Origin of the sequence: Micromonospora sagamiensis, from assembly GCF_014680085.1 — a bacterium.
Taxonomy (GTDB): domain Bacteria; phylum Actinomycetota; class Actinomycetes; order Mycobacteriales; family Micromonosporaceae; genus Micromonospora; species Micromonospora inyonensis.
In genome coordinates this window covers 6,281,012-6,303,427 of the sequence record NZ_AP023438.1, presented here as the reverse complement: position 1 = coordinate 6,303,427, position 22,416 = coordinate 6,281,012, and the positions used below count along the sequence as shown (strand labels likewise).

General features: G+C 73.8%; 24 protein-coding genes. 5 read left to right on the top strand and 19 right to left on the bottom strand.

Features of this window, described 5'->3' with window-relative positions:
• Positions 1-31: 31 nt before the first annotated feature.
• The 12 genes from IGA62_RS26960 to IGA62_RS26905 form a co-directional block, all read right to left on the bottom strand.
• Complete coding sequence (locus IGA62_RS26960) at positions 32-1,390, bottom strand: hypothetical protein (protein WP_145818178.1); 1,359 nt, start codon at positions 1,388-1,390, stop codon at positions 32-34.
• A complete protein-coding gene (locus tag IGA62_RS26955; RefSeq protein ID WP_145818181.1) occupies positions 1,391-2,362 on the bottom strand; it encodes an alpha-ketoacid dehydrogenase subunit beta in 972 nt (323 codons plus the stop codon). It lies immediately after the preceding gene.
• A complete protein-coding gene (locus IGA62_RS26950; protein WP_145818183.1) occupies positions 2,362-3,333 on the bottom strand; it encodes a thiamine pyrophosphate-dependent dehydrogenase E1 component subunit alpha in 972 nt (323 codons plus the stop codon). Before IGA62_RS26950 ends, IGA62_RS26955 begins: the two co-directional genes overlap by 1 nt.
• Positions 3,333-4,127, bottom strand: coding sequence for a DUF3050 domain-containing protein (locus IGA62_RS26945; RefSeq protein ID WP_145818185.1), 795 nt, complete (start codon positions 4,125-4,127; stop codon positions 3,333-3,335). Before IGA62_RS26945 ends, IGA62_RS26950 begins: the two co-directional genes overlap by 1 nt.
• A gap of 1 nt (position 4,128) precedes the next feature.
• On the bottom strand, positions 4,129-5,064 hold the full coding sequence (locus tag IGA62_RS26940) for a phytanoyl-CoA dioxygenase family protein (protein WP_145818187.1): 936 nt from the start codon (positions 5,062-5,064) through the stop codon (positions 4,129-4,131).
• Positions 5,061-6,152, bottom strand: a complete 1,092-nt coding sequence (hppD, locus tag IGA62_RS26935) for a 4-hydroxyphenylpyruvate dioxygenase (RefSeq protein WP_145818189.1) — start codon at positions 6,150-6,152, stop codon at positions 5,061-5,063. The genes IGA62_RS26940 and hppD overlap by 4 nt, the downstream gene beginning before the upstream one ends.
• A 67-nt stretch (positions 6,153-6,219) precedes the next feature.
• Positions 6,220-7,458, bottom strand: a complete 1,239-nt coding sequence (locus tag IGA62_RS26930; protein WP_145818191.1) for a beta-ketoacyl-[acyl-carrier-protein] synthase family protein — start codon at positions 7,456-7,458, stop codon at positions 6,220-6,222.
• Complete coding sequence (locus IGA62_RS26925; protein WP_145818193.1) at positions 7,455-9,071, bottom strand: class I adenylate-forming enzyme family protein; 1,617 nt, start codon at positions 9,069-9,071, stop codon at positions 7,455-7,457. The genes IGA62_RS26930 and IGA62_RS26925 overlap by 4 nt, the downstream gene beginning before the upstream one ends.
• Entirely contained in the window at positions 9,026-9,559 is a 534-nt protein-coding gene (locus IGA62_RS26920; RefSeq protein WP_145821979.1) for a hypothetical protein, read from the bottom strand. Before IGA62_RS26920 ends, IGA62_RS26925 begins: the two co-directional genes overlap by 46 nt.
• A gap of 92 nt (positions 9,560-9,651) precedes the next feature.
• Positions 9,652-10,737 carry a beta-ketoacyl-[acyl-carrier-protein] synthase family protein gene (locus IGA62_RS26915; protein ID WP_145818196.1) on the bottom strand — a complete coding sequence of 362 codons (1,086 nt, stop codon included), beginning with the start codon at positions 10,735-10,737 and terminating at the stop codon, positions 9,652-9,654.
• Positions 10,730-10,975 (bottom strand): acyl carrier protein, encoded by a 246-nt coding sequence (locus IGA62_RS26910; protein ID WP_145818197.1) that lies wholly within the window; start codon positions 10,973-10,975, stop codon positions 10,730-10,732. The genes IGA62_RS26915 and IGA62_RS26910 overlap by 8 nt, the downstream gene beginning before the upstream one ends.
• Positions 10,975-11,244, bottom strand: coding sequence for an acyl carrier protein (locus IGA62_RS26905; RefSeq protein WP_145818200.1), 270 nt, complete (start codon positions 11,242-11,244; stop codon positions 10,975-10,977). Before IGA62_RS26905 ends, IGA62_RS26910 begins: the two co-directional genes overlap by 1 nt.
• Positions 11,245-11,262: 18 nt before the next feature.
• Here IGA62_RS26905 and IGA62_RS26900 point away from each other — a divergent pair, with 18 nt between their 5' ends.
• On the top strand, positions 11,263-11,979 hold the full coding sequence (locus IGA62_RS26900; protein ID WP_145818202.1) for a 4'-phosphopantetheinyl transferase family protein: 717 nt from the start codon (positions 11,263-11,265) through the stop codon (positions 11,977-11,979).
• Here IGA62_RS26900 and IGA62_RS26895 read toward each other — a convergent pair.
• From IGA62_RS26895 to IGA62_RS26865, 7 genes are all read right to left on the bottom strand, one after another.
• Positions 11,877-13,268 carry a class I adenylate-forming enzyme family protein gene (locus IGA62_RS26895; protein ID WP_145821980.1) on the bottom strand — a complete coding sequence of 464 codons (1,392 nt, stop codon included), beginning with the start codon at positions 13,266-13,268 and terminating at the stop codon, positions 11,877-11,879. The two genes, IGA62_RS26900 and IGA62_RS26895, sit on opposite strands and share 103 nt — an antisense overlap.
• A gap of 407 nt (positions 13,269-13,675) precedes the next feature.
• Entirely contained in the window at positions 13,676-14,032 is a 357-nt protein-coding gene (locus IGA62_RS26890) for an antibiotic biosynthesis monooxygenase family protein (protein ID WP_145818204.1), read from the bottom strand.
• Entirely contained in the window at positions 14,029-15,285 is a 1,257-nt protein-coding gene (locus IGA62_RS26885; RefSeq protein WP_145818206.1) for a beta-ketoacyl synthase N-terminal-like domain-containing protein, read from the bottom strand. The genes IGA62_RS26890 and IGA62_RS26885 overlap by 4 nt, the downstream gene beginning before the upstream one ends.
• Positions 15,282-16,556: a beta-ketoacyl-[acyl-carrier-protein] synthase family protein gene (locus tag IGA62_RS26880; RefSeq protein WP_145818208.1), complete on the bottom strand. Its 1,275-nt coding sequence runs from the start codon at positions 16,554-16,556 to the stop codon at positions 15,282-15,284. Before IGA62_RS26880 ends, IGA62_RS26885 begins: the two co-directional genes overlap by 4 nt.
• Positions 16,553-16,951, bottom strand: coding sequence for a cupin domain-containing protein (locus tag IGA62_RS26875; RefSeq protein ID WP_145818210.1), 399 nt, complete (start codon positions 16,949-16,951; stop codon positions 16,553-16,555). Before IGA62_RS26875 ends, IGA62_RS26880 begins: the two co-directional genes overlap by 4 nt.
• Positions 16,944-17,708 carry an SRPBCC family protein gene (locus IGA62_RS26870; protein ID WP_145818212.1) on the bottom strand — a complete coding sequence of 255 codons (765 nt, stop codon included), beginning with the start codon at positions 17,706-17,708 and terminating at the stop codon, positions 16,944-16,946. The genes IGA62_RS26875 and IGA62_RS26870 overlap by 8 nt, the downstream gene beginning before the upstream one ends.
• Before the next feature lie 82 nt (positions 17,709-17,790).
• Complete coding sequence (locus IGA62_RS26865; protein WP_145818214.1) at positions 17,791-18,129, bottom strand: TcmI family type II polyketide cyclase; 339 nt, start codon at positions 18,127-18,129, stop codon at positions 17,791-17,793.
• Between the two features lie 397 nt (positions 18,130-18,526).
• Here IGA62_RS26865 and IGA62_RS26860 point away from each other — a divergent pair, with 397 nt between their 5' ends.
• From IGA62_RS26860 to IGA62_RS30365, 4 genes are all read left to right on the top strand, one after another.
• Positions 18,527-19,333, top strand: coding sequence for an AfsR/SARP family transcriptional regulator (locus tag IGA62_RS26860; protein ID WP_145818216.1), 807 nt, complete (start codon positions 18,527-18,529; stop codon positions 19,331-19,333).
• An 86-nt stretch (positions 19,334-19,419) separates the two neighbouring features.
• Positions 19,420-19,764 (top strand): TcmI family type II polyketide cyclase, encoded by a 345-nt coding sequence (locus tag IGA62_RS26855; protein WP_145818218.1) that lies wholly within the window; start codon positions 19,420-19,422, stop codon positions 19,762-19,764.
• 18 nt (positions 19,765-19,782) lie between these two features.
• Positions 19,783-21,132 (top strand): FAD-dependent oxidoreductase, encoded by a 1,350-nt coding sequence (locus IGA62_RS26850; protein WP_145818220.1) that lies wholly within the window; start codon positions 19,783-19,785, stop codon positions 21,130-21,132.
• Between the two features lie 204 nt (positions 21,133-21,336).
• On the top strand, positions 21,337-22,314 hold the full coding sequence (locus IGA62_RS30365) for a hypothetical protein (protein ID WP_232624790.1): 978 nt from the start codon (positions 21,337-21,339) through the stop codon (positions 22,312-22,314).
• Positions 22,315-22,416 lie beyond the last annotated feature (102 nt).

Here is a 22,416-nt window from a genome sequence, read left to right as displayed (position 1 = left end):
CCGTCGCCCCCACGAACGGCGCGGGCCGGTCTCAGTCGACGAGCAGGATGCCGGAGAGCAGGACGCCCCGGGAAAGGTTGAGCACCCCCTCGCAGCCCGGGAACCCGGAGCGGACGCAGGCGTTCGCCGGCTGGTGCCCGAACAGGTACGGCGCGATGCTGTACGGCACCTCCTCGGTCACCGTCTCCCCGGTCTCGATGTGCACGAAGTCCATCGGCACCACGTCGGCGTGGGCGTACTCCTGGAGGATGTGACCACCCCGTTCGATCCCCCGGCCCAGCGCCTCGCGCCAGGTCTGGGCGTCGGACTCCCGGCCGATGACGACGTCCACGCCGGCCGACCCGTCGGCGGGCTTGCAGACCAGGTCGTGCCGACCGGCCACAGCCGCGTCGTACCGGTCGGCGGTGAGCAGCTCGGTGCGGGGCAGGTGCCGGCGGACGATCGCCTGGTCGTTCGGGTCCAGGCCGTCCAGGTCGGACCAGAGCCAGGCCAGCAGCTGCTTGTTGCCGAGCAACCAGGCCGCACCGGAGGTGAAGGCCGGCAGCCGCCCGGAGAGCACCGCGGTCTCCAGCGCGTCCAGGCCGGGGCCCCGGGTCACCCGGTTGAGCACGAAGAGCCGGAACACCCCGTCGACCGGCTGCCCGGCGACCAGCGGCGTCCCGTCTTCGGCGAGGCTGACCGAGGCGACCGCCTCGATCGGCATGACCAGGCCGAACCGCGCGGCCCGCTCGGTGACCGGTGCGAGGACCCGGCGCATCAGGTCCGGGTCGTCCAGGCCGGGGTAGTCGGAGTCGAAGTCCAGCAGCAGCGGCACCACGGCACCCTCGGGCAGCCCGAGGGTGGACCGGATCGCCGCGAACCGGGTGTCCATCGCCGACGGTGCCGGCCGGACCGGGACGGTGTCGAGGATGCCCCGCTGCTCGTAGATCCGGGTGAACCGCTCGAGGACGGTGTCGGCGTCCAGGACCCCGCCGATGCTGCTGTCGATGTTGAACTCGACGACCCGGGGCACCCCGTCGCTGAGCAGCACGTCGGGGCGGACGGCGGCGAGCAGGTGCGCGTCGAGCGGCTCGTCGGTGGGCAGCATCCGCGTCCCGACCGGGTCGACCCCGAGCACGGCGGCCAGCTCACCCGTGGTGCGGGCCCGGCGCTGGGCGGCCTCCAGCAGCAGCTGGGCCAGCCGGTCGACGGTGGCGACCAGCACCCGGTAGCTCTGGGCGGTCAGCACCGGTGGCCGGGCCAGCCGCCACTGCTTGTTGTAGGTGGCCCGGCCGTGGAAGATCTCCGCCCAGTTCTCGGCACCGGCGGCCACCATGCCGGCGCGGACCGACTCCGGCAGGTCGAACCACGCCTGTCCCGCGGCGGGCCAGGCGTACGTCGCGTCGATCATCTATCCGTCCTTCGTGACGTGGTGGATGGCGGCGGTGAGCTGTTCCCGGCTGGGCTGCACGGCCCGGTCCAGGGCCTGCGCGAACGGCAGCACCGCGCCGTCCGGGCGGGTGACCCGGGCCGGGGGCGCGACCATCCGGACCCGTTCGGACATGGTCGCGATGATCTCTCCGGCGATGCCGCAGGAGCGGTTGGAGTCGTCGACGACGACCAGCCGGCCGGTCCGTTCGACGGAGGCGGCCAGCCCGTCCCAGTCGAACGGGTAGAGGGTGCGCGGGTCGAACACCTCCACCGACACCCGGTCGGCGAGGTCCTCGGCGACGGCGAGCGCGTCGTGCACCAGGTGACCGACGGCGACCACGGTGACGTCGGTGCCGGGGCGACGGACCGCGCCGGCCCCGATCGGCACCGGGGCGAGGGCGGCGAAGTCCACGTCGGCACGGACCCCGAGCGCCCCGGCCGGGGCGAAGACCACCACCGGGTCGTCGTGCCGGATCGCCGAGACCAGCAGCCCGTACGCGTCGGCCGGGGTGGCCGGCACGACGGTGGTGATCCCCACGTGCGCGAAGAGGCTGTACGGGTGGTCGGAGTGCTGCCCCGCCCAGCCGGTCCGTGACCCGGAGCCGGGCACCAGGTAGGTGACCGGGGCGGCGCACTGCCCCCCGGTCATCAGCGGGAACTTGTGCGCGTGGTTGACGATCTGCTCGAAGACCAGGAACAGCAGCGACGGGATCTGGAACTCGATCACCGGTCGCATCCCGGCCAGCGCCGCGCCGGTGGCGAAGCTGGTGAACGCCTGCTCCGACAGCGGGGTGTCGAGCACCCGCTCCGGCCCGAACCGCTTGAGCAGCCCGGCGGTGACGTTCGACGCGCCGACCCGGATGTCCTCACCGAGCAGGAACACGTCCTCGTCGCGGGCCAGTTCGTCGCCGAGCGCCCGGTTGAGCGCCTTGAGGTACGACAGCCGTGGCATCAGTGGCCTCCCGCCCGGGCGACCAGCCCGCTCGCGTACAGGTGGTCGAGGGCCCCGGCCGGGTCCGGCTCGTCGCCGGAGAGGGCGAACTGCACCGCCTCGGCCAGCAGCGTCTCGATCTCGGCGTCGACCCGCGCCCGGACGTCGGCGGCGAGCCGGTCGCCCTGAATGGCGACCGGGTCACGGGAGCGGCCCCGGGCCACCTCGTCGGCGTCGCGGTAGTCGAGGCGTACCGCGTGCTCGAAGGTGTGGTGGGCGTCGAAGCGGTAGGTGCGGGCCTCGATCAGCTCCGGTCCCCCGCCGGAGCGGGCCCGCGCCACGGCGGCGGCCGTGACGTCGCGGACCGCCTCCGGGTCCTGGCCGTCCACCACGGTGGCCCGGATGCCGAACGCCTCGGCCCGGCCGGTGATGGTGCCGGCCACCGCGCCGTCGACCGGCATGGTGGTGGCGTAGCCGTTGTTCTCGCAGACGAACAGCACCGGCACCTGCCAGAGGGCGGCCAGGTTGAACGCCTCCAGCAGCATGCCCTCGTTGACCGCGCCGTCGCCGAAGAAACTCACCCCGACCTGGTCGCCGCCCCGGCGGCGCAGCGCCCAGACCGCCCCGGTGATGATCGCCCCGGACGCGCCGACGATGGCGTTCGCCCCGTAGACGCCGACGCCGAAGTCGGCGGCGTGCATCGAGCCGCCCCGGCCGCGGTTGAGGCCGTTCTCCCGGCCGCACAGCTCGGCGAGCATCCGGGCCGGGTCCGCGCCCTTGGCGAGCACGTGCCCGTGCCCCCGGTGGGTGCCGGCGACGATGTCGTCCGCCCGGAGGGCGCCGCAGACACCGGCCGCGACGCCCTCCTGTCCGAGGTACGGGTGGATACCGCCGACGATCGCGCCGGAGCGGACGAGGTCGATCGCCCGCTCCTCGAAACGCCGGATCAGCCGTACGGTCCGGTAGAGCCGGACCGCCTCGGGCTCCGCCACTATCCGCGTCCCTCCTTGACGGCCGCGAGGATGTCGTCCCAGAGCCGGGCCCGGGCGGCGAGCGCGGTGTTGACGGTGTCCGCGCACTCCTGCCACTTGGTGTCGTCGTCGCCGCAGAGGTCGGCGAGCATCTGCATCGCCATCGGGGTGTGCTGCTCGCCGTCGACCTCGATGTGCCGCTCCAGGTAGTCGACGAACTTGTTGAGCTTCTGGCTGCGCTCGTTGACCGCGACGACCTGGGTGAACATCTCCGGGATGAGGTCCTCGCGGCCGAAGGCGAAGGCCGCCGCCTGGCAGTGCACCGGGGTGTTCTCGATGATGTTCCAGGTGGTGCCGGCGAACGCCGCCGATCCGGCGGGCACGCCCGCCTCGGCCAGCGCCTCGGTCACGCCGCGTCCGGCGCGCAGCAGGTCGACCAGGGTGTCGACGGCGGTGGTGTCCGCGCCGGCCTCCCGCATGCCCTGCACGTACAGCTCGAAGTGGCTGATGTAGCCGTCGCCGAGCTCGTCGCTCTCCTCGACCATGACGATGTCGTTGATCAGGCGGCGGCTGCCGGTGGGCCCGGTGGGGATCCACGGGACGGTCACGCAGGTGAGCTGCCGCTGGAGCGACTTCAGCAGGGACATGAAGTCCCAGACGGCGAAGACGTGGTGCTCCATGAAGGTCACCAGGGCGGCATGGGTGTCCAGGTTGGCGTAGAGCGGGTGCTGGACCACCACGTCGCGGCGGGCGGTGACCGCCTGCTCCAGCCGTTCGATGCCCGGGTGGGTCTTGCCCCAGTCGTACCGTGACATGTCAGTCTCCCTGCGGGGCGCTCGCGCGCCAGATGACCGGGCAGATTTCGGGGTCGGCGTAGTCGGGCCGCCCGTCGGCGGTGCGGCGGACCAGCACGTCGTGGTTGTACGCGGCGAGCGTGCCGTCGGAGAGCGGGTACTCCCGCCAGCGGTTGGCGCCGTCCTGGAGGTGCAGCGAGACGGCCCGGCGCGGGCGTCCGCTGACGTTGGCACCGCTGCCGTGGTAGGTGCGGCAGTGGTGGAAACTGACGTGTCCCCGGGGGATCACCACCGGGATCTTGCGGATCTCGGCGTTGTTGTGGGCCGCGTTCTCGGCCAGCATCTCCTCGAGCTGGCTGCGGTCGCGGTCGGCGAAGTGCCGCACCACGGTGTCGTCGGCCCCGATCTCCTGCCAGCGGTGCGAACCGTCGACCATGGTGATGGTGCCCATCTCCTCGCCGCAGTCGTGGAACGGGATGAACGCGGTGAGCATGTTCTCCGAGGACGACGACGCCCAGTAGTGCTTGTCGAAGTGCCACGGCACGATGTTGCTCGGCTCGCCGGAGATCGGCGGCTTGTAGATCAGCGTGGACTGGAACACCCGGATCTCGTCGGCCCGGGCGAGCCGGGCGGCCACCGCGCCGAGCAGCGGCTTGCGCAGGATCCGGCTGAGCGCGTCGTGCTCGTAGTGGACGTAGTCGTTGTGCCGCTGCACGTCGCCCCTTGCCGGCTCCCAGTAGGCGAGCTTCGGCGGGCGCACCGGCAGCCGCCGGTCCCGTTCGCCGGCGTAGTACCGGTCCGAGGCGGCGACGAGTGCGTCGACCTCGGCGTCGGTGAACAGTTTCTTCGACAGGTACCAGCCGTGTTCGGCGTAGAAGGCGACGTCGTCGTCGGACGGGAGGAGCGCCTCCTCCTCGGCGGTCAACGTCGGGTCGGTGATGGTCTCGGTCGTGGTCATGCCCCCACCTTCTGTAGAGCCGCCGCGGTGGCGGCCAGCTCCCGTTCCTTTGCCTCGTAGAGCGCCTTGATGTTGCCGCTGCCGAAGGTGAGCGCCCCCCGGCGCTCGATCAGCTCCAGGAAGAGCGTCCGGCGGACGTGCATCGACTCGGTGAAGATCTGCAACAACTGGCCGGCGTGGTCGCGGTCGACCAGCACGCCCAGGTCCCGCAGCCGCTCGATGGGAGCCCCGACGGCGCCCACCCGCTCCTCCAGGCCGTCGTAGTAGCTGCCCGGGGTGCCGGCGAAGCGGACGCCCCGGGCGCCCAGTTCCTCGACGGCGGTGATGATGTCGTCGGTGCGCAGCCCGAGGTGTTGCACCCCCGCCCCGGCGTGCTGGGTGAGGAAGGCGTCGATCTGCCCCGGCCGGCGGGACACGTCCGGCTCGATGATCACCAGGGTGACCTGGCCCGACGGGCTCTGCACCACCCGGGAGTGCATGCCCTGGCCGGCCACCTCGATGTACTCCTCGAAGATCTCGGCGAAGCCGAAGACCTCCCGGTAGCGCCGGACCGTGTCGTCGAGCTGGCCGGGCGGCACGCAGATCGCCAGGTGGTCGATGCCGGCGAGCGGCCCGCCGTCCACCCCGGCCGGAGCGGGCAGCATCTCGACCGCGCCGGGCAGGAACTCCGTCCGGTCACCGGCGCGCTGCACCAGCCGGTGCCGCACGTCGCCGAAGCCGCCGACCTCGGCGAGGACCACCTCGGTGTCCGCGCCGGTGTAGGTGCGTGGCGGGGTCACCGCCGTCGCGCCCCGGGCGACCAGTTCGGCGTACGCCCCGGCGGCGTCGTCGACCGCCAGCGCCACCACGGCGATGCCGTCGCCGTGCCGCTGCACGTACGTCGAGGCGGGGTGCTCGGCGGTCAGCCCGGAGGTGAGCACCATCCGGACGTCGGCCTGGCGCAGCAGCAGCGAGCGCTGGTCGGTCAGGCCGGTCTCCGGACCGCCCTGCCCGCAGAGGTGGAAGCCGACCGCCGTGCCGAAGTAGAAGGCCGCCTGTCGGGCATCCCCCACGAACATTTCGATATGGTCAATTCCACGGATTTCCATTGCACAACCTCTCCACAGATCCCCCCGTGAGGTTCGGACCGGGCGCGTCGCCCGGGTGCTGCGTCGATCACCTCCCCGGCCCGGCGACGCGGCCGAACAGCAGGCTGACGTTCTGCCCGCCGAAGCCGAAGGAGTTGGACAGCGCGTACTCCGGCGTGGCCGCGCGGGCCCCGACGCGGATGTGGTCCGCCGGGCAGTCCGGATCCGGGTCGTCCAGGTGGTACGTCGGCGGCAGCAGTCCCCGGCCCAGGGCCAGGGCGGTCACCGCCGCCTCCAGCACCCCGGACGCGCCGAGCAGGTGCCCGGTGAGCCCCTTGGTGGAGCTGACCGGCACGCCGCCGGCACCGAAGACCGCGGCCAGGGCGGTGGTCTCGGCGATGTCGCCGAGTTTCGTCCCGGTGCCGTGCGCGTTGACGTAGCCCACATCCGTCGCGTCGACGTCCCCGCTGGCCAGGGCACGGCGCATGCTCTCCGCCGCGCCGGTGCCGTCCGGCCGGGGCGCGGTCGGGTGGTGGGCGTCGGTGGTGACCCCGTAGCCGGCGAGCGTGGCGTAGCCGGTCACGCCCCGGGCGCGGGCGTGCTCGGCGCGCTCCAGCACCAGCAGCGCGGCCCCCTCGGCGAGGACGAACCCGTTGCGCCGCCGGTCGAACGGTCGACTCGCCTCGGTCGGGTCGGCCCAGCCCCGGGCCAGGGCGCGGGCGTTGCCGAAGGTGTCGGCAAAGGTCGGGAAGAGCGGGGCCTCGCTCGCCCCGCACAGCACCACGTCGGCCTCGCCGGAGCGGATCAGCCGGATCCCGTCGGCGACGGCCTGCGCGCCGGACGCGCAGGCGGTGCCGACCGAGGACGCGTAGCCCCGGATGCCGTGGGCGATGGCGATCCGCGCCGCCGGCATGTTCGGCAGGATGCCGGTGAGCAGGTACGGACTCACCGCCGCCCGGCCCCGCTCGGCCCGTGCGACGGCCTGCGCCTCCAGGGTGGCCAGTCCGCCGACTCCGCCGACGATCACGCCGATCCGGCCCGGGTCGACGTCCCGGCCGACCTCGATACCGGCGTCGGCGAGCGCCTCGGCGGCGGTGAGCAGCGCCAGCACCACCGTGCGGTCCAGCACCCGGGTCTCCGGGCCGGAGGCGACCGTGCGCGGGTCGACCTCCGGCAGGAACCCGCCCACCTCCAGCGACGCCTCGGCGGGGTGTCCCGCCGGGGGACGGCCCAGCCCGGACCGGCCGGTGGTGAGCGCCTCGAAGGTCTCGGCGACGCCCCGCCCGGCCGGGGTGAACAGCCCCATCCCGGTGATCAGCACGGTCATGACGGTGTCTCCGTGAGGTACCGCTCGCGCAGCACCACCTTGCGGACCTTGCCGGTGACGGTGACCGGGATGTCCGCGCTGTTCACCGGCACCACCCGGCGCAGGGTGGCCCCGACCTCCGGCCCGAGCGCGGCGCGGACCGCCTCGGTGCGGTCGGTGGCGGGATCCGCTCCGGCGGCCAGTTCCAGCAACACGTCGGTGACCACGCCGTCCGGCTCGCGGACGATGACCGCGGTGCAGTCGACGACGTCCGGGCAGGCGGCGAGGATCCGTTCCTCGCTGAGCGCGGTGAAGAACCGCCGGCCGTCCCCGGCGTCGACCGAGTCGACCGCGCGGTCCAGGTGGTAGTAGCGGCCCTCGTCGTCGGCGTACACGAGGTCGCCGGTGAGGTACCAGCCGCGCAGCCGGGACCGGTGGGTGGTCACCGAGTCGTTCCAGTAACCACGGAACAGCGACGGCGAGTCGATGCCGAGCCAGCCGACCTCGCCGGGCGGGAGCGGGTCGCCCTCGGCGTCGAGGACGGCGACCCTGGCGAACTCGTACGGGCGGCCGACGCAGCGGCCGTACCGGTCGGTGTCGGTGCGGTGGGTGATGTGGAACATCGAGTGTCCCATTTCGCTGGAGCCGAGCCCGTCGATGAAGACCGAACCGGGCACCCGCCGCACGCCCTCGCGGGTGACGGTGTCCCGGGAACCGACCGCGACCAGCTTGCGCACGTGCGGCTCGTGCGAGCAGTCGCCGGTGTTGAACCAGAGCCGTACCGAGTCCAGGTCGTAGCCGGACAGGTCGAACCGGGCCAGCTCCGCCCAGGTCACCGAGAAACCGAAGACGCCGTCCGGCCGCCAGCGCTGGATCGCGTCGAGCACCCGCTCGCCGCTCTGCTCCGAGAGCAGGAACATCTCCGCGCGGTTGCCGAGGGCCTGGTTGACCATCAGCACGGTGGCGGTGTGCGGGGCGGGCAGCGCGTTGAGGATCCGGCTGGTGCCCTGCGCCTGCGGCATGGTGAGCAGGTGCCGGGTGGCGGCGAAGAGGCTGGCGTGCGAGTGCAGCACCGCCTTCGGGATGCCGGTGGTGCCGGAGGTGTGGGTGATCACGATCGGGTCGTCCGGGTGGTGCCGGTACGGCGCCGGGGCGGTGGCCGGGTCGCCGCCGCCGGTCTCGGCGGGCGTACCGAGCAGCGGCACGCCGAGGTCGTGCCCGGCGAGCAGGGCGGTGTGGTCGGCGTCGGCGAGCACACCGGTCCCGCGCAGCCGGCGGATGTACTCGGCGGCGATCTCCGGCCGCAGTTTGCCGTTCATCAGGGCGGGAATCGCGCCGAGGCGGGTCAGGGCGAGGTAGCTGAGCACCATGTCGGCGGCGGTGCCGGCCCAGACCGCGATCGGGTCGCGGGGCCTGACCCCCCGGGTGTGCAGCCAGGCGGCACGGGCGTCGACCATCCGGTCGAGCTGGCCGAGGGTGACCGGGTGTTCGGCCGGGTGGCCGTCGACCGGCGTGTCGAAGGTGAGACCCGGTCCGTCCGGGTCGGCGCCGTGGGCCAGCACCCGGGCCAGCACGTTGCCCGCGCCGATCAGCTCGTCGGCGGCGAGCCGTCCGCGAAGTCCCCTGGAACGCATGCGGTTTCTCCTTGCCCCAGCAGCACCGCGACCGCGTGGTCGCCGGTCGCGGTTTGTTCGATCAGGACCAGCAACGCCTCGTCCGCGTCGCCGTCGTACAGCAGCAGGTCCGCCTCGGCGGTGGCGTCGGCGCGGGCGTCCCCGGTGGGGCTCAGGCAGAGCACCGGCCCGCCGAGACCCCAGCGCGCCGCCACGTGCCCGGCGACGCTGTTCGGCACGGACTGGAAGAAGAACAGCGGGCCCGGCCGGCCGCCGGAGGCCACGGTGTCGTGGACGTGCCCGGCGCTGGCCTGGTCGCCGCTGGCGCTGACCAGCAGCACGGCGGTCCGCGCGCCGGGCCCGGCCGGGGCGGGCGCGGTGCCGTACCGCCGGGTCAGGCAGCGGTCGGCGACCGCGGCGACCAGCGGCGGGAACGTGGAGTGCACGAACCCGGGCACGGTCGGGGGCGCGGTGTCGCCCGGTTCCGGCCAGCGCGCCTCGGCCAGCACCCGCAGCGGGCCGGGGACCCGGTCGGCCGGTCGCCCCGCCGCGTCACCGCTGCCGTGGCCGCCGGCCCCGGGGGCGGACGGCGTGGTCGCGCTCATGCCGCACCGACCAGCAGGGCGGTGTTCGCGCCGCCGAAGGCGGCGTTCAGACTGAGCGCGTACGGGGTCGCCGCCGGGCGGGGCGCGTCCAGGACCACGTCCAGCGGGCACGCCTCGTCCGGGCCGAGGAAGCCGGCGTTGACCGGCAGTTTCCCGTGCCGTACGGCGAGGACGGTGACCACCAGTTCGAGCAGCCCGGACGCCTCCAGGGCGTGCCCGTGCACCGCCTTGGTGGAACTGACCGGCACCCGGTCGACCGCCGCGCCCAGCGCCCGCCGCAACGCGTTCGCCTCGGAGGCGTCGCTGAAGCCGGTGCCGGTGGCGTTGGCGTTGACGTATCCCACCGCGTCGGCGGGCAGGCCCGCACGGTGCAGCGCCGCCTCCACCGCCCGGGCCAGGCCCCGCCCCTCGGGGTCCGGCCGGCAGGCGTGGAAGGCGTCCCCGGCCCGACCCCAGCCCAGCAGGTCGGCCAGCGGCCGACGGGCGACCGTGGTGGACTCCAGCACCACCGCCGCCACCCCGTCGCCGAGCAGCAACCCGGCCCGGCCGGCGCTGAACGGCCGGACCGCGCCGTCGGTGGCGAGCGCGCGGCCGGCGTCGAAGAGCGCGTACTGGTCGGGCTCGACGAGGTAGCCGGCGGCGACCACCACCCGGTCGGCGTCGCCCCGGCGGATCAGCGCGGCCGCGTCGGCCACCGCCGAGCTGGCCGACACGCAGGCGGTCGTGTAGACGCGGCGCGGCCCGTCGATCCCGGTGCGCCGGGCCAGGCCGGCGGCGAGCGGACCGGCGTCCGGTCCGCCGTGGACGGCCAGCAGCAGGGCGGCGGCGGTCCGGTCGGCGGCGGTGAGCCCGGCGTCGGCGCAGGCGGCGTCGACCGCGGCGGCGAGTTCGTCGGCGAGCGGGCCGACATCGGTCAGGGTCGCCGCCCGGTCCACCCGCCGGGCGGTCGTGTCGAAGCGGGTCACCGGCCCGAACGCCGGTTCCCCGGCGAGGACGCCGGCGAGCTGCGCCCCGGCTCCCCGGCCGAGGGCGCTGGTCGCGTGGACACCGGTGATGCGGGCGACGGCGCTCCCCTCAGCCATCTGCGGGGGCGGTCAGGCAGGCGCGGAAGACCTCCTGGGCGTCGTCGACGGTGCGGATCCCGGCGAGCTGGTCGTCGGTGAGGTCGAGGCGGGTGTCGTAGCGCTGCTCGACGAGGTGCACCAGCCAGGCCAGCTCCATCGAGCCGAGCCGCTCGGGCACCTCGGACGCCGGCTTGTTGGTCAGCTCGGCGAGCATCTCGACCAGTTCCGCCCGTTCGGGTCCGGGGCGGGCGGCCATCAGGCGACGTCGCTCGTGGCCTTGGCGGAGACCCGGTCGGCCACCATGCGGGTGAACTCCCCGACCGTCATCAGGGCCAGCTTCTCGTTCTCGTCGTCGGCGAACTTCAGGCCGTAGTGGTCCTCGACCCGTACGGCCAGGTCGGCCAGGGCCAGGGACTCCAGGTCGACGCCGGCGGGGCCCAGCGTGGTGTCGTCGTCGATGTCCTCGACGTCGTAGTTCATGTCCGTCAGTTGCTCGATGACGAAGGTGCGGACCTCGTCGGACATGGGGTTAACCTCTTTTCCGTGAGCCAGCTACCGGTGCCCGGTCGGGACACCGTGTACGTGTGGATCAGCCGTACCTGCGACGGTCAGTCGGAGGTGACGCGGCGGCTGCTGGTGCGCGCGGGGGTGGCACTGCTCGGCCGCGACGGGTCGGAGATCTCGGTGGAGCGGGAGGCGGGTGGCCGCCCGCGGGTCCGGGGCAACGGCGTGGAGCTGCCGGTGAGCGTCAGTCACGTCGACGGCGTGGTCGCCGTCGCCGCCTGCCGGGACGCCCCGGTCGGGGTGGACGTCGAGCGCCACCGGCCGGTGCCGGCGGTGGCGTTGGCGCGGCGGTGGTTCGAGCCGGCGGCCGTGGCGTGGCTGCGCGACCGTCCGGCCGGCGACCGGGCGGAGGGTTTCCTGCTGCTCTGGACGGCCAAGGAGGCAGTGGGCAAGGCCCTCGGTGTCGGCCTGCGCGACGGCGGGCTGACCCGACCGGTGCCCCGGCCGGACGGGGTGGGGCCACTGCTGCGCCCGGTGCCCGGCGACGGTGGCCTGTGGGTGGGCCACCCACCGGCCGGGCCGGGACTGGTGCTGGCCGTGGCGGTCGGCGGAGTGCCCCGCGAGGTCGTCGTGGTCGACGCCGGGGGCCCCGGTCATGAGGTGGCCGCCCGCAGCACCTCGGTGGCGCGGACCAGCTTGCCGGTGGTGGTCCGGGGCAGCTGGTCCAGCAGGTGCAGGGTGCGCGGACGTTTGTAGCCGGCGAGCCGTTCGGCGAGCTGCTTGTCCAGGGCGTCCTCGGTGAGAGGTCCGGCCGGTTGGACGTAGGCGGTGATGCCGTTGTCGTAGACGACGACGGCGGCGGCCACCCCGGGCAGGGCCGCCACGGTCGCCTCGACCTCGGTGAGGTCGACCTTCATGCCGCCGACGCTGACCTGCGAGTCGAGCCGTCCCCGCACGGTGACCAGGCCGGTCGTCGGGTCGACCGTGCCGGCGTCGCGGGTGTGCAGCCAGCCGTCGGCCCACCGGGTCGGATCGGACAGTCCGATGTACGGCGAGGCCGGGCAGCTGATCAGCAGCTCACCGTCGACGACGCGGACCTCGATGCCGGGGGCGGGCGTGATCGACGGGCGGTGCCGGCCGTACAGGTCGGTGCCGATGACGCCGACCTCGGTCATCCCGTACATGTTGCCCAGCGGCACGCCGTAGCGGTCGTCGAAGGCCTGCGCGACGGCGGCCGGGACCAGCTCGCCGCCGGTGGTCATCCGCCGGAACTGCGGCAACGGGGCCGGCGGCCGGGTGGAGGCGAGCAGGCCGATGTGGAACGGTACGCCCAGGACGGTGGCCGGCGAGTCCTGCGCGGCGATGGCGGCGAGCACGGCGTCACCGCTGAGCCGCTCCGGTGGCACCAGCTCGACCCGGGCGTGCAGCCCGTAGAGCAGACCGCCGACCAGCCCGAGGACGTGCACCATGGACGGCAGCAGGATGATCCGCTCGCCGGGCCGGGCGACGCCGTCGATCTCGGTGTAGCGGCGGACCTCGGCGACCAGGTCCTCGGCGGTGCGCCCGATGACCTTGGACGGTCCGGTGGATCCGGAGCTGAGCTGGACGACGGCGTGCGGGCTGCCGGCCGGGCGGTCCGAGTAGGCGATCAGTCCGGCGGTGACGTCGACGAAGACCCGCAGCGCCCCGCCACCCGTGCGCACCGGCGCGACGACCACCTGCGGGTGGAGGCGTTCCAGCGCACGGTCGACCTCGTAGTCGGTGAGCCGGTGGTCGAGAAGGACGGCCTGACCGCCACCACGCCAGACCGCCAGCAGGTGGACCACGTAGGACAGCGAGGGGGGCAGGCGCAGCGCGACCGCGCCGCCGGGACGGAGCCCGGTCTCGGCGAGTCGGGTCTGCGCGTCGGCGACCAGCCGGCGAAGGGTGCCCCGCTCGACCGGTTCCGGCAGCCGCAGGCAGACGTCCGTGGCCGGGCCGGCGAGCAGGACGTCGTCCACCCAACCCGCATCCGGTGCCGCAGGATCTTCCGCCGAACGCATCATCGTCACCGCCGTCCAGCGCTCAGCACAAAATTGGGCGGTTACGCCCATTCCGTACATCTGATTGGTTGCTGCGGGAACCCTACGACAGCCGTTCGAGGCGTGACCAGATGCGAATGGCTAGATCAATTAGAGCGCCGGGTCCGATTGCCGGAAGCCGGCCGGCACGGCAGGATCGTCCAGCTGAGCACCCCTGGGGCGGGTGTCCTGTTTGACTGTCCGATCAGTCAAGTTGGGCCGATCGTACGATGGATCGACATCTTTCGTCGGCCCGACGGTCAGCGGCCGACGCCGGTCGGGGCTACCGACGCCCGAGGGCCGTCCGGTCGCCGGCCGGGCACGCCGACGGGCCCGGCGGCCGGACGACACCGTCGTCCCGACCGCCGGGCCCCGACCCGCCGGTGTCCACCTCACCAGTGCGCGACGTCGACCTCCGCCGGGACCGAGCAGACGGCCTCCGGTGCGGGAGTCTGGGCGTGCACCAGGAACCGCAGCGACCTCGCCTCGGTGAAGCACTCCCGCATCGGCCGCAGCAGCTCCCGGTGCCCGGCGCTGCGCTCCCACGCCTCGAAGTCGGCCAGGGTCGCCCACTCGCTGGTCACCAACCACTGCTCCGGATCGACGGCCGACCGGCAGACCTGGTCGACCAGGTGCCCCGGCACCCCGCTGACCTGGTGCCGCACCAGCTCGTACGCCCGGAGGAAGTCCGCCGTCCGGTCCACCGCCACCCGTACCAGGAACAGCACACGCGCCCGTCGTTCGATCATGGTCCCCCGCTCCCTTCCCCAGACGGCTGCGCCCGGCGCAGCACCAGTGCGCTGTTGAAGCCGTCGAAGCCGCGGGCGCACACCACCGCGACCCCGGTTTCCGGCCGCCGTGGCCGGCGCAGGAAGTCCAGCTCGCAACCGTCCGCCGGGCGCGCCGGCCCGGCGGAGACGGGCAGCTGGCCGTGGTGCAGGGCGAGCAGCGCGGTCGCGACGTCCAACGCCGACCCGCCCTGGTGGGCCCGCCCGGTGAGAGGCTTCTGGGTGGTGACCGGCGGCGGCCGGCTGCCGAACACCGCCCGCAGGGCCGCCGCCTCGGCGCGGTCGTGGCGGGCCGTGCCGAGGGCGTCCGGCAGCACCACGTCCACCTCCTCCGGGTGCACGCCGGCCCGCCCCAGGGCCAACCGCACGGCCCGCGCGTAGTGGACCGGGTCCCCGGTGCTCTCCGCCGTGGTGTGCGCCGCGTCGTGGGTGGCGCCCCAACCGGTCACCTCGCCGTAGATCCGCGCGCCCCGGGCCACCGCGTGCCCCCGCTCCTCGACCACGAAGACCGCGCCGCCCTCGGCCGGCACGTACCCGCTGGCCTCGACGTCGAACGGCCGGTAGGCGCGCTCCGGGTCGGTGACCGCGCTGAGCAGTCCGGAGCGCAGCTGGCAGGCCAGCGCGTACGGGCTGAGTGGACACTCGGTGGCCCCGGCGACGACCACCGGGGTGCCGCGCCGGACGGTCCGCGCCGCGTGCGCCAGGCTGTCCAGCCCACCGGCGGACTCGGTGACCAGCACCCCGCACGGCCCCTTGAGCTGGTGGTGGATGGAGAGCTGGCCGACGCTGGCCGCGTAGAACCAGGCGATCGACTGGTACGCCCCGACCGTGCGGGACGGCCCGTTCCAGAGTCGTTGCAGCTCCCGCTGGCCGAACAGGTTGCCGCCGGAGGAACTGGCCAGGGTGACCGCGTACCCGTACGGGTAGGGGGCCCGCTGGGGCAGTCCGGCGTCGGCCAGCGCCAGCGCGGTGGCCGCGAACCCCAGGTGCGTCCAGCGGTCGGTCTGCACCAACCGCCGGTTGTCGACGTACCGGGCGGCGTCGAAGCCGGGCACCTCGCCGGCGATCCGGGTCGGGTAGCGGTCGTCCGGGTCGAAGAGGGTGATCGGCCCGGTCGACCGGGTGCCCGCGGTCACCGTGCGCCAGTGCGCGTCCACGCCGATGCCGCTCGGGGCGACCACCCCGATGCCGGTGACCACCGCCCGGGGGCTCACTCCCGCACCGACCCGGCCAGCCGACGGAAGATCAACGCGGACTGGAAACCACCGAAACCGCTACCCACCGAGAGCGCCACGTCGACCGGCACCTCCCGGGCGACGTTCGGCACGTAGTCCAGGTCGCACTCCGGGTCCCGGGTGGCCCAGTTCGCCGTCGGCGGCACCACCCCGTACTCGATGGCCAGGGCGCAGGCGGCCATCTCGATCGAGCCGATCGCACCGAGCGAGTGCCCCACCATCGACTTGATCGAGCTGATCGGCACCCGGTACGCGGCCTCGCCGAGGGCACGTTTGAACGCGGCGGTCTCGTGCCGGTCGTTCTGCCGGGTGCCGGAGCCGTGGGCGCTGACGTACGACACGTCGGCCGGAGCCAGCCGGGCCTGCCGCATCGCGTCGGTGATGGCCAGGGCCATCTCCAGCCCGTCCGGGCGCAGGCCGGTCATGTGGTAGCCGTTGCTGCGGCTGGCGTAACCGACCACCTCGCAGTAGACGTGCGCGCCCCGACGCCGGGCGTGCTCGGCCTCCTCGAGCACCAGCACCGCCGCTCCCTCGGCGAGGACGAACCCGCGCCGGTCGGCGTCGAACGGCCGGGAGGCGTGCGCCGGATCGTCGTTGTCCGGACTGGTCGCCTGGATCGCGTCGAACGAGGCGACGGTGACCGGGGAGATCGGCGAGTCGGACGCCCCGGCGAGCAGCACGTCGGCCTCGCCGTCGACGATGAGCTGGTGGGCGTAGCCGATGGCGTCGATGCCCGACGTGCAACCGGTGGAGACCACCTGCGCCGGGCCGTGCAGCCCGTGCCGGCAGGCCACGTCGGCGGCCAGGCTGCTGGGCACCAGCGCCTGGTAGAGGTACGGGCCGGCGCGACCCGGGTCGACCAGCCAGTGTGTGCCGTGGTCGCTGACCCGGACGTACTCCTGCTCCAGCGCGGTGGTGCCGCCCACCGCGGAGCCCAGCACGACCCCGGCGTTGTCCCGTACGGCATCGGTGAGGTCCAGACCACTGTCGGCGAGCGCCTCGGTGGAGCAGGCCAGGGCGAACTGGACGTACCGGTCGGCGCGGCGGCGTTCGGCGAGGGTGAGCCCGGCGGCGTCCGGGTCGAAGTCGCACTCCGCGGCGATCCGGGACCGGAACGGGGACGGGTCGAAGAAGGTGATCCGACGGGTGGCGGTGCGCCCCTCGGTGATCGTCTTCCAGAACCGGTCCCGGGTGGCGCCGCCCGGGGCGACCACCCCGACACCCGTCACCACCGTGCGGCGCCCGCTCATGACGTCGCCTCCGCGACCTCGGTGTCGACGTGACCCAGCTCCGGTCGGGGCGCCAGCGGCCCGAGGTGGAACACCACCTCGGCCGGCTCGTCGCCGGTGTTGCGCAACCGGTGGCGCGTGTTGACCGGCACGAACAGCGCCTCCCCGGTGGCGAGCGGCACCGGCCGGTCGTCGAGGTCGACGGTGATCGCGCCCCGGGTGACGTAGAGGAACTCCTCGCTGTAGGGGTGGTAGTGCTCGGCGATGCGCTCCCCGGGCAGCAGCGCCGCCACCCCCATGAACCCGGAGGTGGAGCCGACCGTCTTCGGTCCGAGCAGCACCCGCAGCTCCGCGCCGCGCCGCCGGTCGGCGGCCACGTCGCGGGCCGCGACGACCCGGTCGGTGGTCTCACTCATCGTCGTCCGCCTCCAGACCCCGCTGCCGGGCGATCCGCTCGACCTTGTCGCGGATGATCGTCATCTGCTCCCGGGTGCCGGCGTTGAGCCGGGCCTCCATGCCCCGGTCGTCGACCGGCGCGTCGGGCCGCAGGTGGAAGTCCTGGATCCAGGTCATCCGGGTGCCCCCGTCGGGTTCGGAGTCGTAGCGCCAGTGCAGGCGCATGTACTCGAACGGCCCGGTCTCCACCCGGTGGGCGTGTACCTGCCAGGTGGCCGGGTCGGCGGTGCGTTCGCTGACCCAGCTCCACACCGTGCCGTCCGGGTCGGGGTGCATGGTCAACCGGAACCGCACCGTGTTCCCCTCCCGGTGCAGCACCTCCACCGACCGGTACTCGGTGAACAGGTCGGTCCAGTTCGCCACGTCGTTGGTGAGGTCCCAGACCAGCCGTCGCGGCGCGTCGATCACGATGCTGTTCTCGGTGTGACCGGGCCGGTCGGCCCGCTCCGGGGAGTCGAGCGGGCCGGTCTGCTCGACGACCAGGTCGGCGACGGCGGGGATGCTCAGGTGCCCCGTCTCGGTCGGGATCCGCGCGCCGTACCGGTCGGCGACCACGGCCTGCAACTCCAGCAGGGCCAGGGAGTCCATGCCGAGTTCCGCCAGGGAGGCGTCCGGGGCACGGGCCGCGGCGTCGGGGTCGAGCCCACAGTGCACGACCAGGATGTCGGTGATCTCGTTGGTCAGGGCCGCTCCGGCCGGTCCTCGGGTGACGGTCATGGTGGTCCTCCTCAGCTGTGGCCGGAGCTGCGGCGGGGGCGTCCGCGCCGGGCCGGTACGGGTGTGGGTGGTGCGGTCGCGGTCACGGCTGTCGCCCGGTGCGGGAGGCGTCCCAGCGGTAGAAGCAGCGCGCCATGGCGTCGCGGGGGGAGCGCCAGGTCGGCAGGTACGGCGAGATGTACGGCCGCAGCCGGTCGCTGACCCGGACGAACTCGGCGTGCCGGCGGACGGTCTCCACCGCCCCTTCCCCCGCCGACTCGGTCTCCAGCAGGTGCACGTAGAGGTCGTGCAGCCGGTACAGCGACCGGTGGTGCACCCCGGCCAGGCGCGGCAGTTCGGTCGCGTCCGACTCGGCGAAGATCTCGGCGACCCGCGACTCCGCGGTCGGCAGCACCTTCGCGACGATCAACGTACGGTCCATCGATGTCTCCCCACGGCGGACGTCGGCCCGCGCGGCCGGACGACTGCCGACACGATGCCGAGACCGCCGTCACCACGCCGTCACCACGGACCGTCCACTGACACCCCACAGTCGTGACGCTGGGTTGACGGCGAACGGGCACACTGCGCGGCGCACCTGCCCGCGCAGCGGGAGGAGGAGACAGATCAATGCAGCTCAGAGGCATTCTCAGGGACGCGCCGAGAAGGTCGGAATGACGACCACTCGGTTGACCCAGCGTAACCGCTATTGATAATCTTCGTCGCTATCAGCCCGGCGGTGGCGCTCGCCCCGCGACGGGACACCGACGTCGCGGGCACCCTCCGACGGGCACCGTGGACGACAGGACGAGGGTTCCGCTGCAGGGGGGTGCGCGGCCGTGGCCTCTGACACCAGCACGCCGACGACCACTCCCCGGGTGCGCCTGCTGCTGCTCGGCGGCTTCCGCCTGCTGCACGACGACCAGCCGGTGGTCGTCCCCCGTGGACTGCAACGGATCATCGCGCTGATCGGGCTGCGCCCCGGTGCCACCCGCAGCCACGTCGCCGGGCTGCTCTGGCCCGACGCACCCGAGGACCGCGCCCTGTCGTCGCTGCGCACCGCCCTGTGGCGACTGCGCCAGGACCCCTGCTGCCCCATGCTGACCACCGGCGACACCGTACGACTCGACCCGGCCGTCCACGTCGACGTCGACGAGCTGGTACGGACCGCCGCCCGGGTCGGCGACGGTGGCGACCCGCGCGGCGCCGCCGCGGCGCTCGCCGCCGGTCGGCACGACCTGCTCCCCGGCTGGTACGACGACTGGGTCCTGCTGGAGCGGGAACGACTGCGCCAGCTCCGCCTGCACATGCTGGAACACCTCGCCCGCACCCACCTCCAGGACGGTCGACACGGCGAGGCCCTCCAGGCAGCCCTGGAGGCGATGGCCGCCGAGCCCCTGCGGGAGACCCCGCACCGGCTGGTGGTGCAGATCCACCTCGCCGAGGGCAACGCCTTCGAGGCACTGCACGCCTTCTACGTCTACCGCGACCTGATCCTGCGGGAACTCGACCTGGAACCGTCGGCGGCGATGTGTGCGCTGCTCGACGACACCCTCGCCCCGATCCGCCGCCGCGCCGCACCACCCGGCGCCCGGCGCCCCACCCGCCCGGCGACCGGACCGTCACCGCCCACCGACTCGCGGTGACGGCGACGTGACAGGCACGCCGGCAGGGTGGGACCCACCAGGGTGTCCCACAGGCTCGCGGGATGCCGGCCGCGAAAGGGGACCCGATGAGTCGGCTTCTGATCGTCAGCAGGATCGTCCCGGGCACGGAGGAGCAGGTGGCGGAGATCTTCGCCGAGTCCGACGCCACCGAACTGCCCGCCATGACCGGCGTCCGGCACCGCTCCCTGTACTGCCTGCACGACCTCTGCGTCCATCTGATGGAGACCGACGTGGACCCCGGCGCCGTCGCCGCGGCCCGCACCCACCCGCTCTACCTGCGGGTCAACGAGCGGCTGGCCACGCACACCTCCCCGTACCTGCCGACCTGGCGCTCACCCCGGGACGCGATCGCCGGCTGCTTCTACCGCTGGGACGCCGCCACCGCCCCGGCCGTCGGCACCGTCGACTGACCCGCGCAAGGAGCCGTGATGTCCTCCAGCCGTCCACACGTCCTGGTGATCGGCGCCGGCACCGGCGGGATGTGCCTGGCCCACGGCCTGCGCCGGGCCGGGATCAGCGTCGCCGTCTACGAACGCCACCGCACCCGTACCGACGGACTGCTCGGCTACCGGGTCGGCATCGGGCCGACCGGCAGCCGGGCGCTGCGCGAATGCCTGCCGCCGGAACTGTTCGACACCTTCGTCGCCACGTGCGCCCGCTCCCCGCGCTACTTCAACGTCATCACCCAGCGGCTGCGCCAGACCGCCTCCTTCGAGCTGCGGCCCGACACCGACCCGGTGAACACCGACCGCTCGGTCTCCCGGATGACCCTGCGGCAGGTCCTGCTCACCGGCATGGAGGACGTCGTCCACTTCGACCGGACCTTCACCCGGTACGAGCAGCACGACGACGGCACGGTCACCGCCCACTTCGCCGACGGCAGCTCCGCCGTGGGGGACCTGCTGGTGGCCGCCGACGGCACCCACTCCGCCGTACGCCGGCAGTACCTGCCGCACGCGGTGACCCGGGACGCCGGCAGCATCAACATCGCGGTGAAGATCCCGCTCACCGAACACACCCGCAGCCTGCTGCCGCCACGCGTCCTGGAGGGCATCTCCCTCATCTTCGGCACCCACGGGATGATGGGCATCCTCCACGTCATGGAGTTCAAGTGGGACAGCGGCGGCGGGCTCAAGTCCGGTATCGGCGGTGCCGACGCCGACCTGCTGGAGCGCTGGCCCGGCCTGCTCTACGACAACACCCGCGACTACATCAACATCATCATCTGGAGCACCGCCCGCCGGTTCCCGGCCGACGTGATGCGGCGGCGCGGCGACGACCTCGTCCGCCTCGCCCTGGAGTTGACCCGGGGCTGGCACCCCAACCTGCGCGAACTGCTCGCCCGCAGCGACCCGGGCAGCTGCCTGCCGATCAAGGTCGCCACCTCCGAGCCGGTTCCGCCGTGGAAGCCCAGTACCGTCACCCTGCTCGGCGACGCCATCCACACCATGACCCCGGGACGCGGGGTCGGGGCGAACACCGCGCTGCGCGACGCCGCCCTGCTCCGCCGGCAGCTCACCGCCGCGGTGGCCGGCGACAAGCCGCTGCTGGAGGCGGTCGGCGACTACGAGGCGCAGATGCTGCCGTACGGCTTCGCCCGGGTGGCCGACTCGCTGAAGAACAACGGCACCAACGGCGACGACCCGCTCTACCGCCCCGTCGTCGGACGGCTGGCGCTGCTCGGTGCCCGCGGCTACTTCGGAGTGACCAGCCGGGTACCGAAGCTGCGCCGCAAGTTCGTCGACGACCTCTACGCCTACCGGGGCGCGGAGGACTGAGTCCCCTCCCCACGGCGGTGCCGGCACCGCCGTCACGGTGCGCCACGGACCGCCCCGACACCCCACGTCGACCCACGCCCGAGCCGCCCGCTCCGACCGGCGGCGACGGGATCCCTCCCGGCCACGCTGAGGCCGGTAACACGCGTATGCGAAGCTGCGGCGGACTTTTCTCGCACTTTCGCCGTACGCACTGGGAGGTACGCCGTGGCGTGGACGTTCGGACACTCGTTGTTACTCATCCTGGCGGTGGCGGGCGGCGTGGCCGCCGGCTGGGCGCTGCGCGGCCGGCGGGCCCCCGGACGCCCGGCGTCCCGGGTGGACCCGGTCCGGCCGGCCACCGTCACCCACACCGCCCCGACGCTCGACACCGCTGACCGCCCCACGGACTCCGCCGTCGAATCGGAGACGGTCGACGTGCCCGCGACGCCCGACCGGTCCGACGACACGCCGGACCGCTACCTCGCCACGGACCCGGTTCCGGCCGGCCCCACCCCGACCCCTGCCGCGCACGCCGAACCCGTGGACGCTCAACTGGAGCCGGTGGACGCCCAGGCCGAACCGGTGACGGCCCAGGTCGAGCCGCCGGCCCCGCCGGCGGGGGTGCAGGTCGAGCCGGTGGACGCGCAACTCGAGCCCGTCGAGGAGCAGACCGAGCCGGTGACCCCGCAGCCGGAACCCGCCGAGCCGGAGCTGACCCCGGTCCAGCCGTCGACCACGCAGCAGACCCAGCCCCTGCCCGCGCCGGTGGCGGAGGCCGCACAGGCCCGGGCGACCAGCATCGAGCCCGACGCGGACGAGCCGGCCGAGGTCGAGCCGACGACGGCCGAGGTCGAGTCGGTGGAGGTCGAGCCCACGGCGGCCGAGCCGACCGTGGGCGCCGCGCCGGCCACGGCCGAGGAGAACGTCACGGCGGTGCCCGCGCCGCGGGAGGCCGACGTCGCCGCTGACGACGACTTCCGGCGGATCCAGGGCATCGGGCCGAAGATCGCCGCCGCCCTCCAGGCCGCCGGCATCCGCACCTACCGGCAGCTGGCCGAGCGGGACGAGGCGGGGCTGCGCGAGGTGATCCGGGGCGCGGGCCTGCGCTCCGCTCCGGGCCTGGCGAGCTGGCCCCAGCAGGCCCGAATCCTCGCCGACGCTCCGGCCGAGGCCGACAAGGTCTTCCCCGCCCCCACCGCCTGACCCGCTACCGCCCCGCCGCCGCGCACACCGGTCGGTCCGCCCGCCGTGGCGTCCGGTCCCCGTCGCGTCCCTCGTCGTCACCGGTCCGCGAGGGACGCGGAC

Coding starts and splice junctions, on each gene's coding strand:
- IGA62_RS26960 (WP_145818178.1), bottom strand. CDS start 1,390: ATGATCGACGCGACGTACGCCTGGCCCGCCGCGGGACAGGCGTGGTTC.
- IGA62_RS26955 (WP_145818181.1), bottom strand. CDS start 2,362: ATGCCACGGCTGTCGTACCTCAAGGCGCTCAACCGGGCGCTCGGCGAC.
- IGA62_RS26945 (WP_145818185.1), bottom strand. CDS start 4,127: ATGTCACGGTACGACTGGGGCAAGACCCACCCGGGCATCGAACGGCTG.
- IGA62_RS26940 (WP_145818187.1), bottom strand. CDS start 5,064: ATGACCACGACCGAGACCATCACCGACCCGACGTTGACCGCCGAGGAG.
- hppD (WP_145818189.1), bottom strand. CDS start 6,152: ATGGAAATCCGTGGAATTGACCATATCGAAATGTTCGTGGGGGATGCC.
- IGA62_RS26930 (WP_145818191.1), bottom strand. CDS start 7,458: ATGACCGTGCTGATCACCGGGATGGGGCTGTTCACCCCGGCCGGGCGG.
- IGA62_RS26925 (WP_145818193.1), bottom strand. CDS start 9,071: ATGCGTTCCAGGGGACTTCGCGGACGGCTCGCCGCCGACGAGCTGATC.
- IGA62_RS26915 (WP_145818196.1), bottom strand. CDS start 10,737: ATGGCTGAGGGGAGCGCCGTCGCCCGCATCACCGGTGTCCACGCGACC.
- IGA62_RS26910 (WP_145818197.1), bottom strand. CDS start 10,975: ATGGCCGCCCGCCCCGGACCCGAACGGGCGGAACTGGTCGAGATGCTC.
- IGA62_RS26905 (WP_145818200.1), bottom strand. CDS start 11,244: ATGTCCGACGAGGTCCGCACCTTCGTCATCGAGCAACTGACGGACATG.
- IGA62_RS26895 (WP_145821980.1), bottom strand. CDS start 13,268: ATGATGCGTTCGGCGGAAGATCCTGCGGCACCGGATGCGGGTTGGGTG.
- IGA62_RS26890 (WP_145818204.1), bottom strand. CDS start 14,032: ATGATCGAACGACGGGCGCGTGTGCTGTTCCTGGTACGGGTGGCGGTG.
- IGA62_RS26880 (WP_145818208.1), bottom strand. CDS start 16,556: ATGAGCGGGCGCCGCACGGTGGTGACGGGTGTCGGGGTGGTCGCCCCG.
- IGA62_RS26875 (WP_145818210.1), bottom strand. CDS start 16,951: ATGAGTGAGACCACCGACCGGGTCGTCGCGGCCCGCGACGTGGCCGCC.
- IGA62_RS26870 (WP_145818212.1), bottom strand. CDS start 17,708: ATGACCGTCACCCGAGGACCGGCCGGAGCGGCCCTGACCAACGAGATC.
- IGA62_RS26865 (WP_145818214.1), bottom strand. CDS start 18,129: ATGGACCGTACGTTGATCGTCGCGAAGGTGCTGCCGACCGCGGAGTCG.
- IGA62_RS26855 (WP_145818218.1), top strand. CDS start 19,420: ATGAGTCGGCTTCTGATCGTCAGCAGGATCGTCCCGGGCACGGAGGAG.
- IGA62_RS26850 (WP_145818220.1), top strand. CDS start 19,783: ATGTCCTCCAGCCGTCCACACGTCCTGGTGATCGGCGCCGGCACCGGC.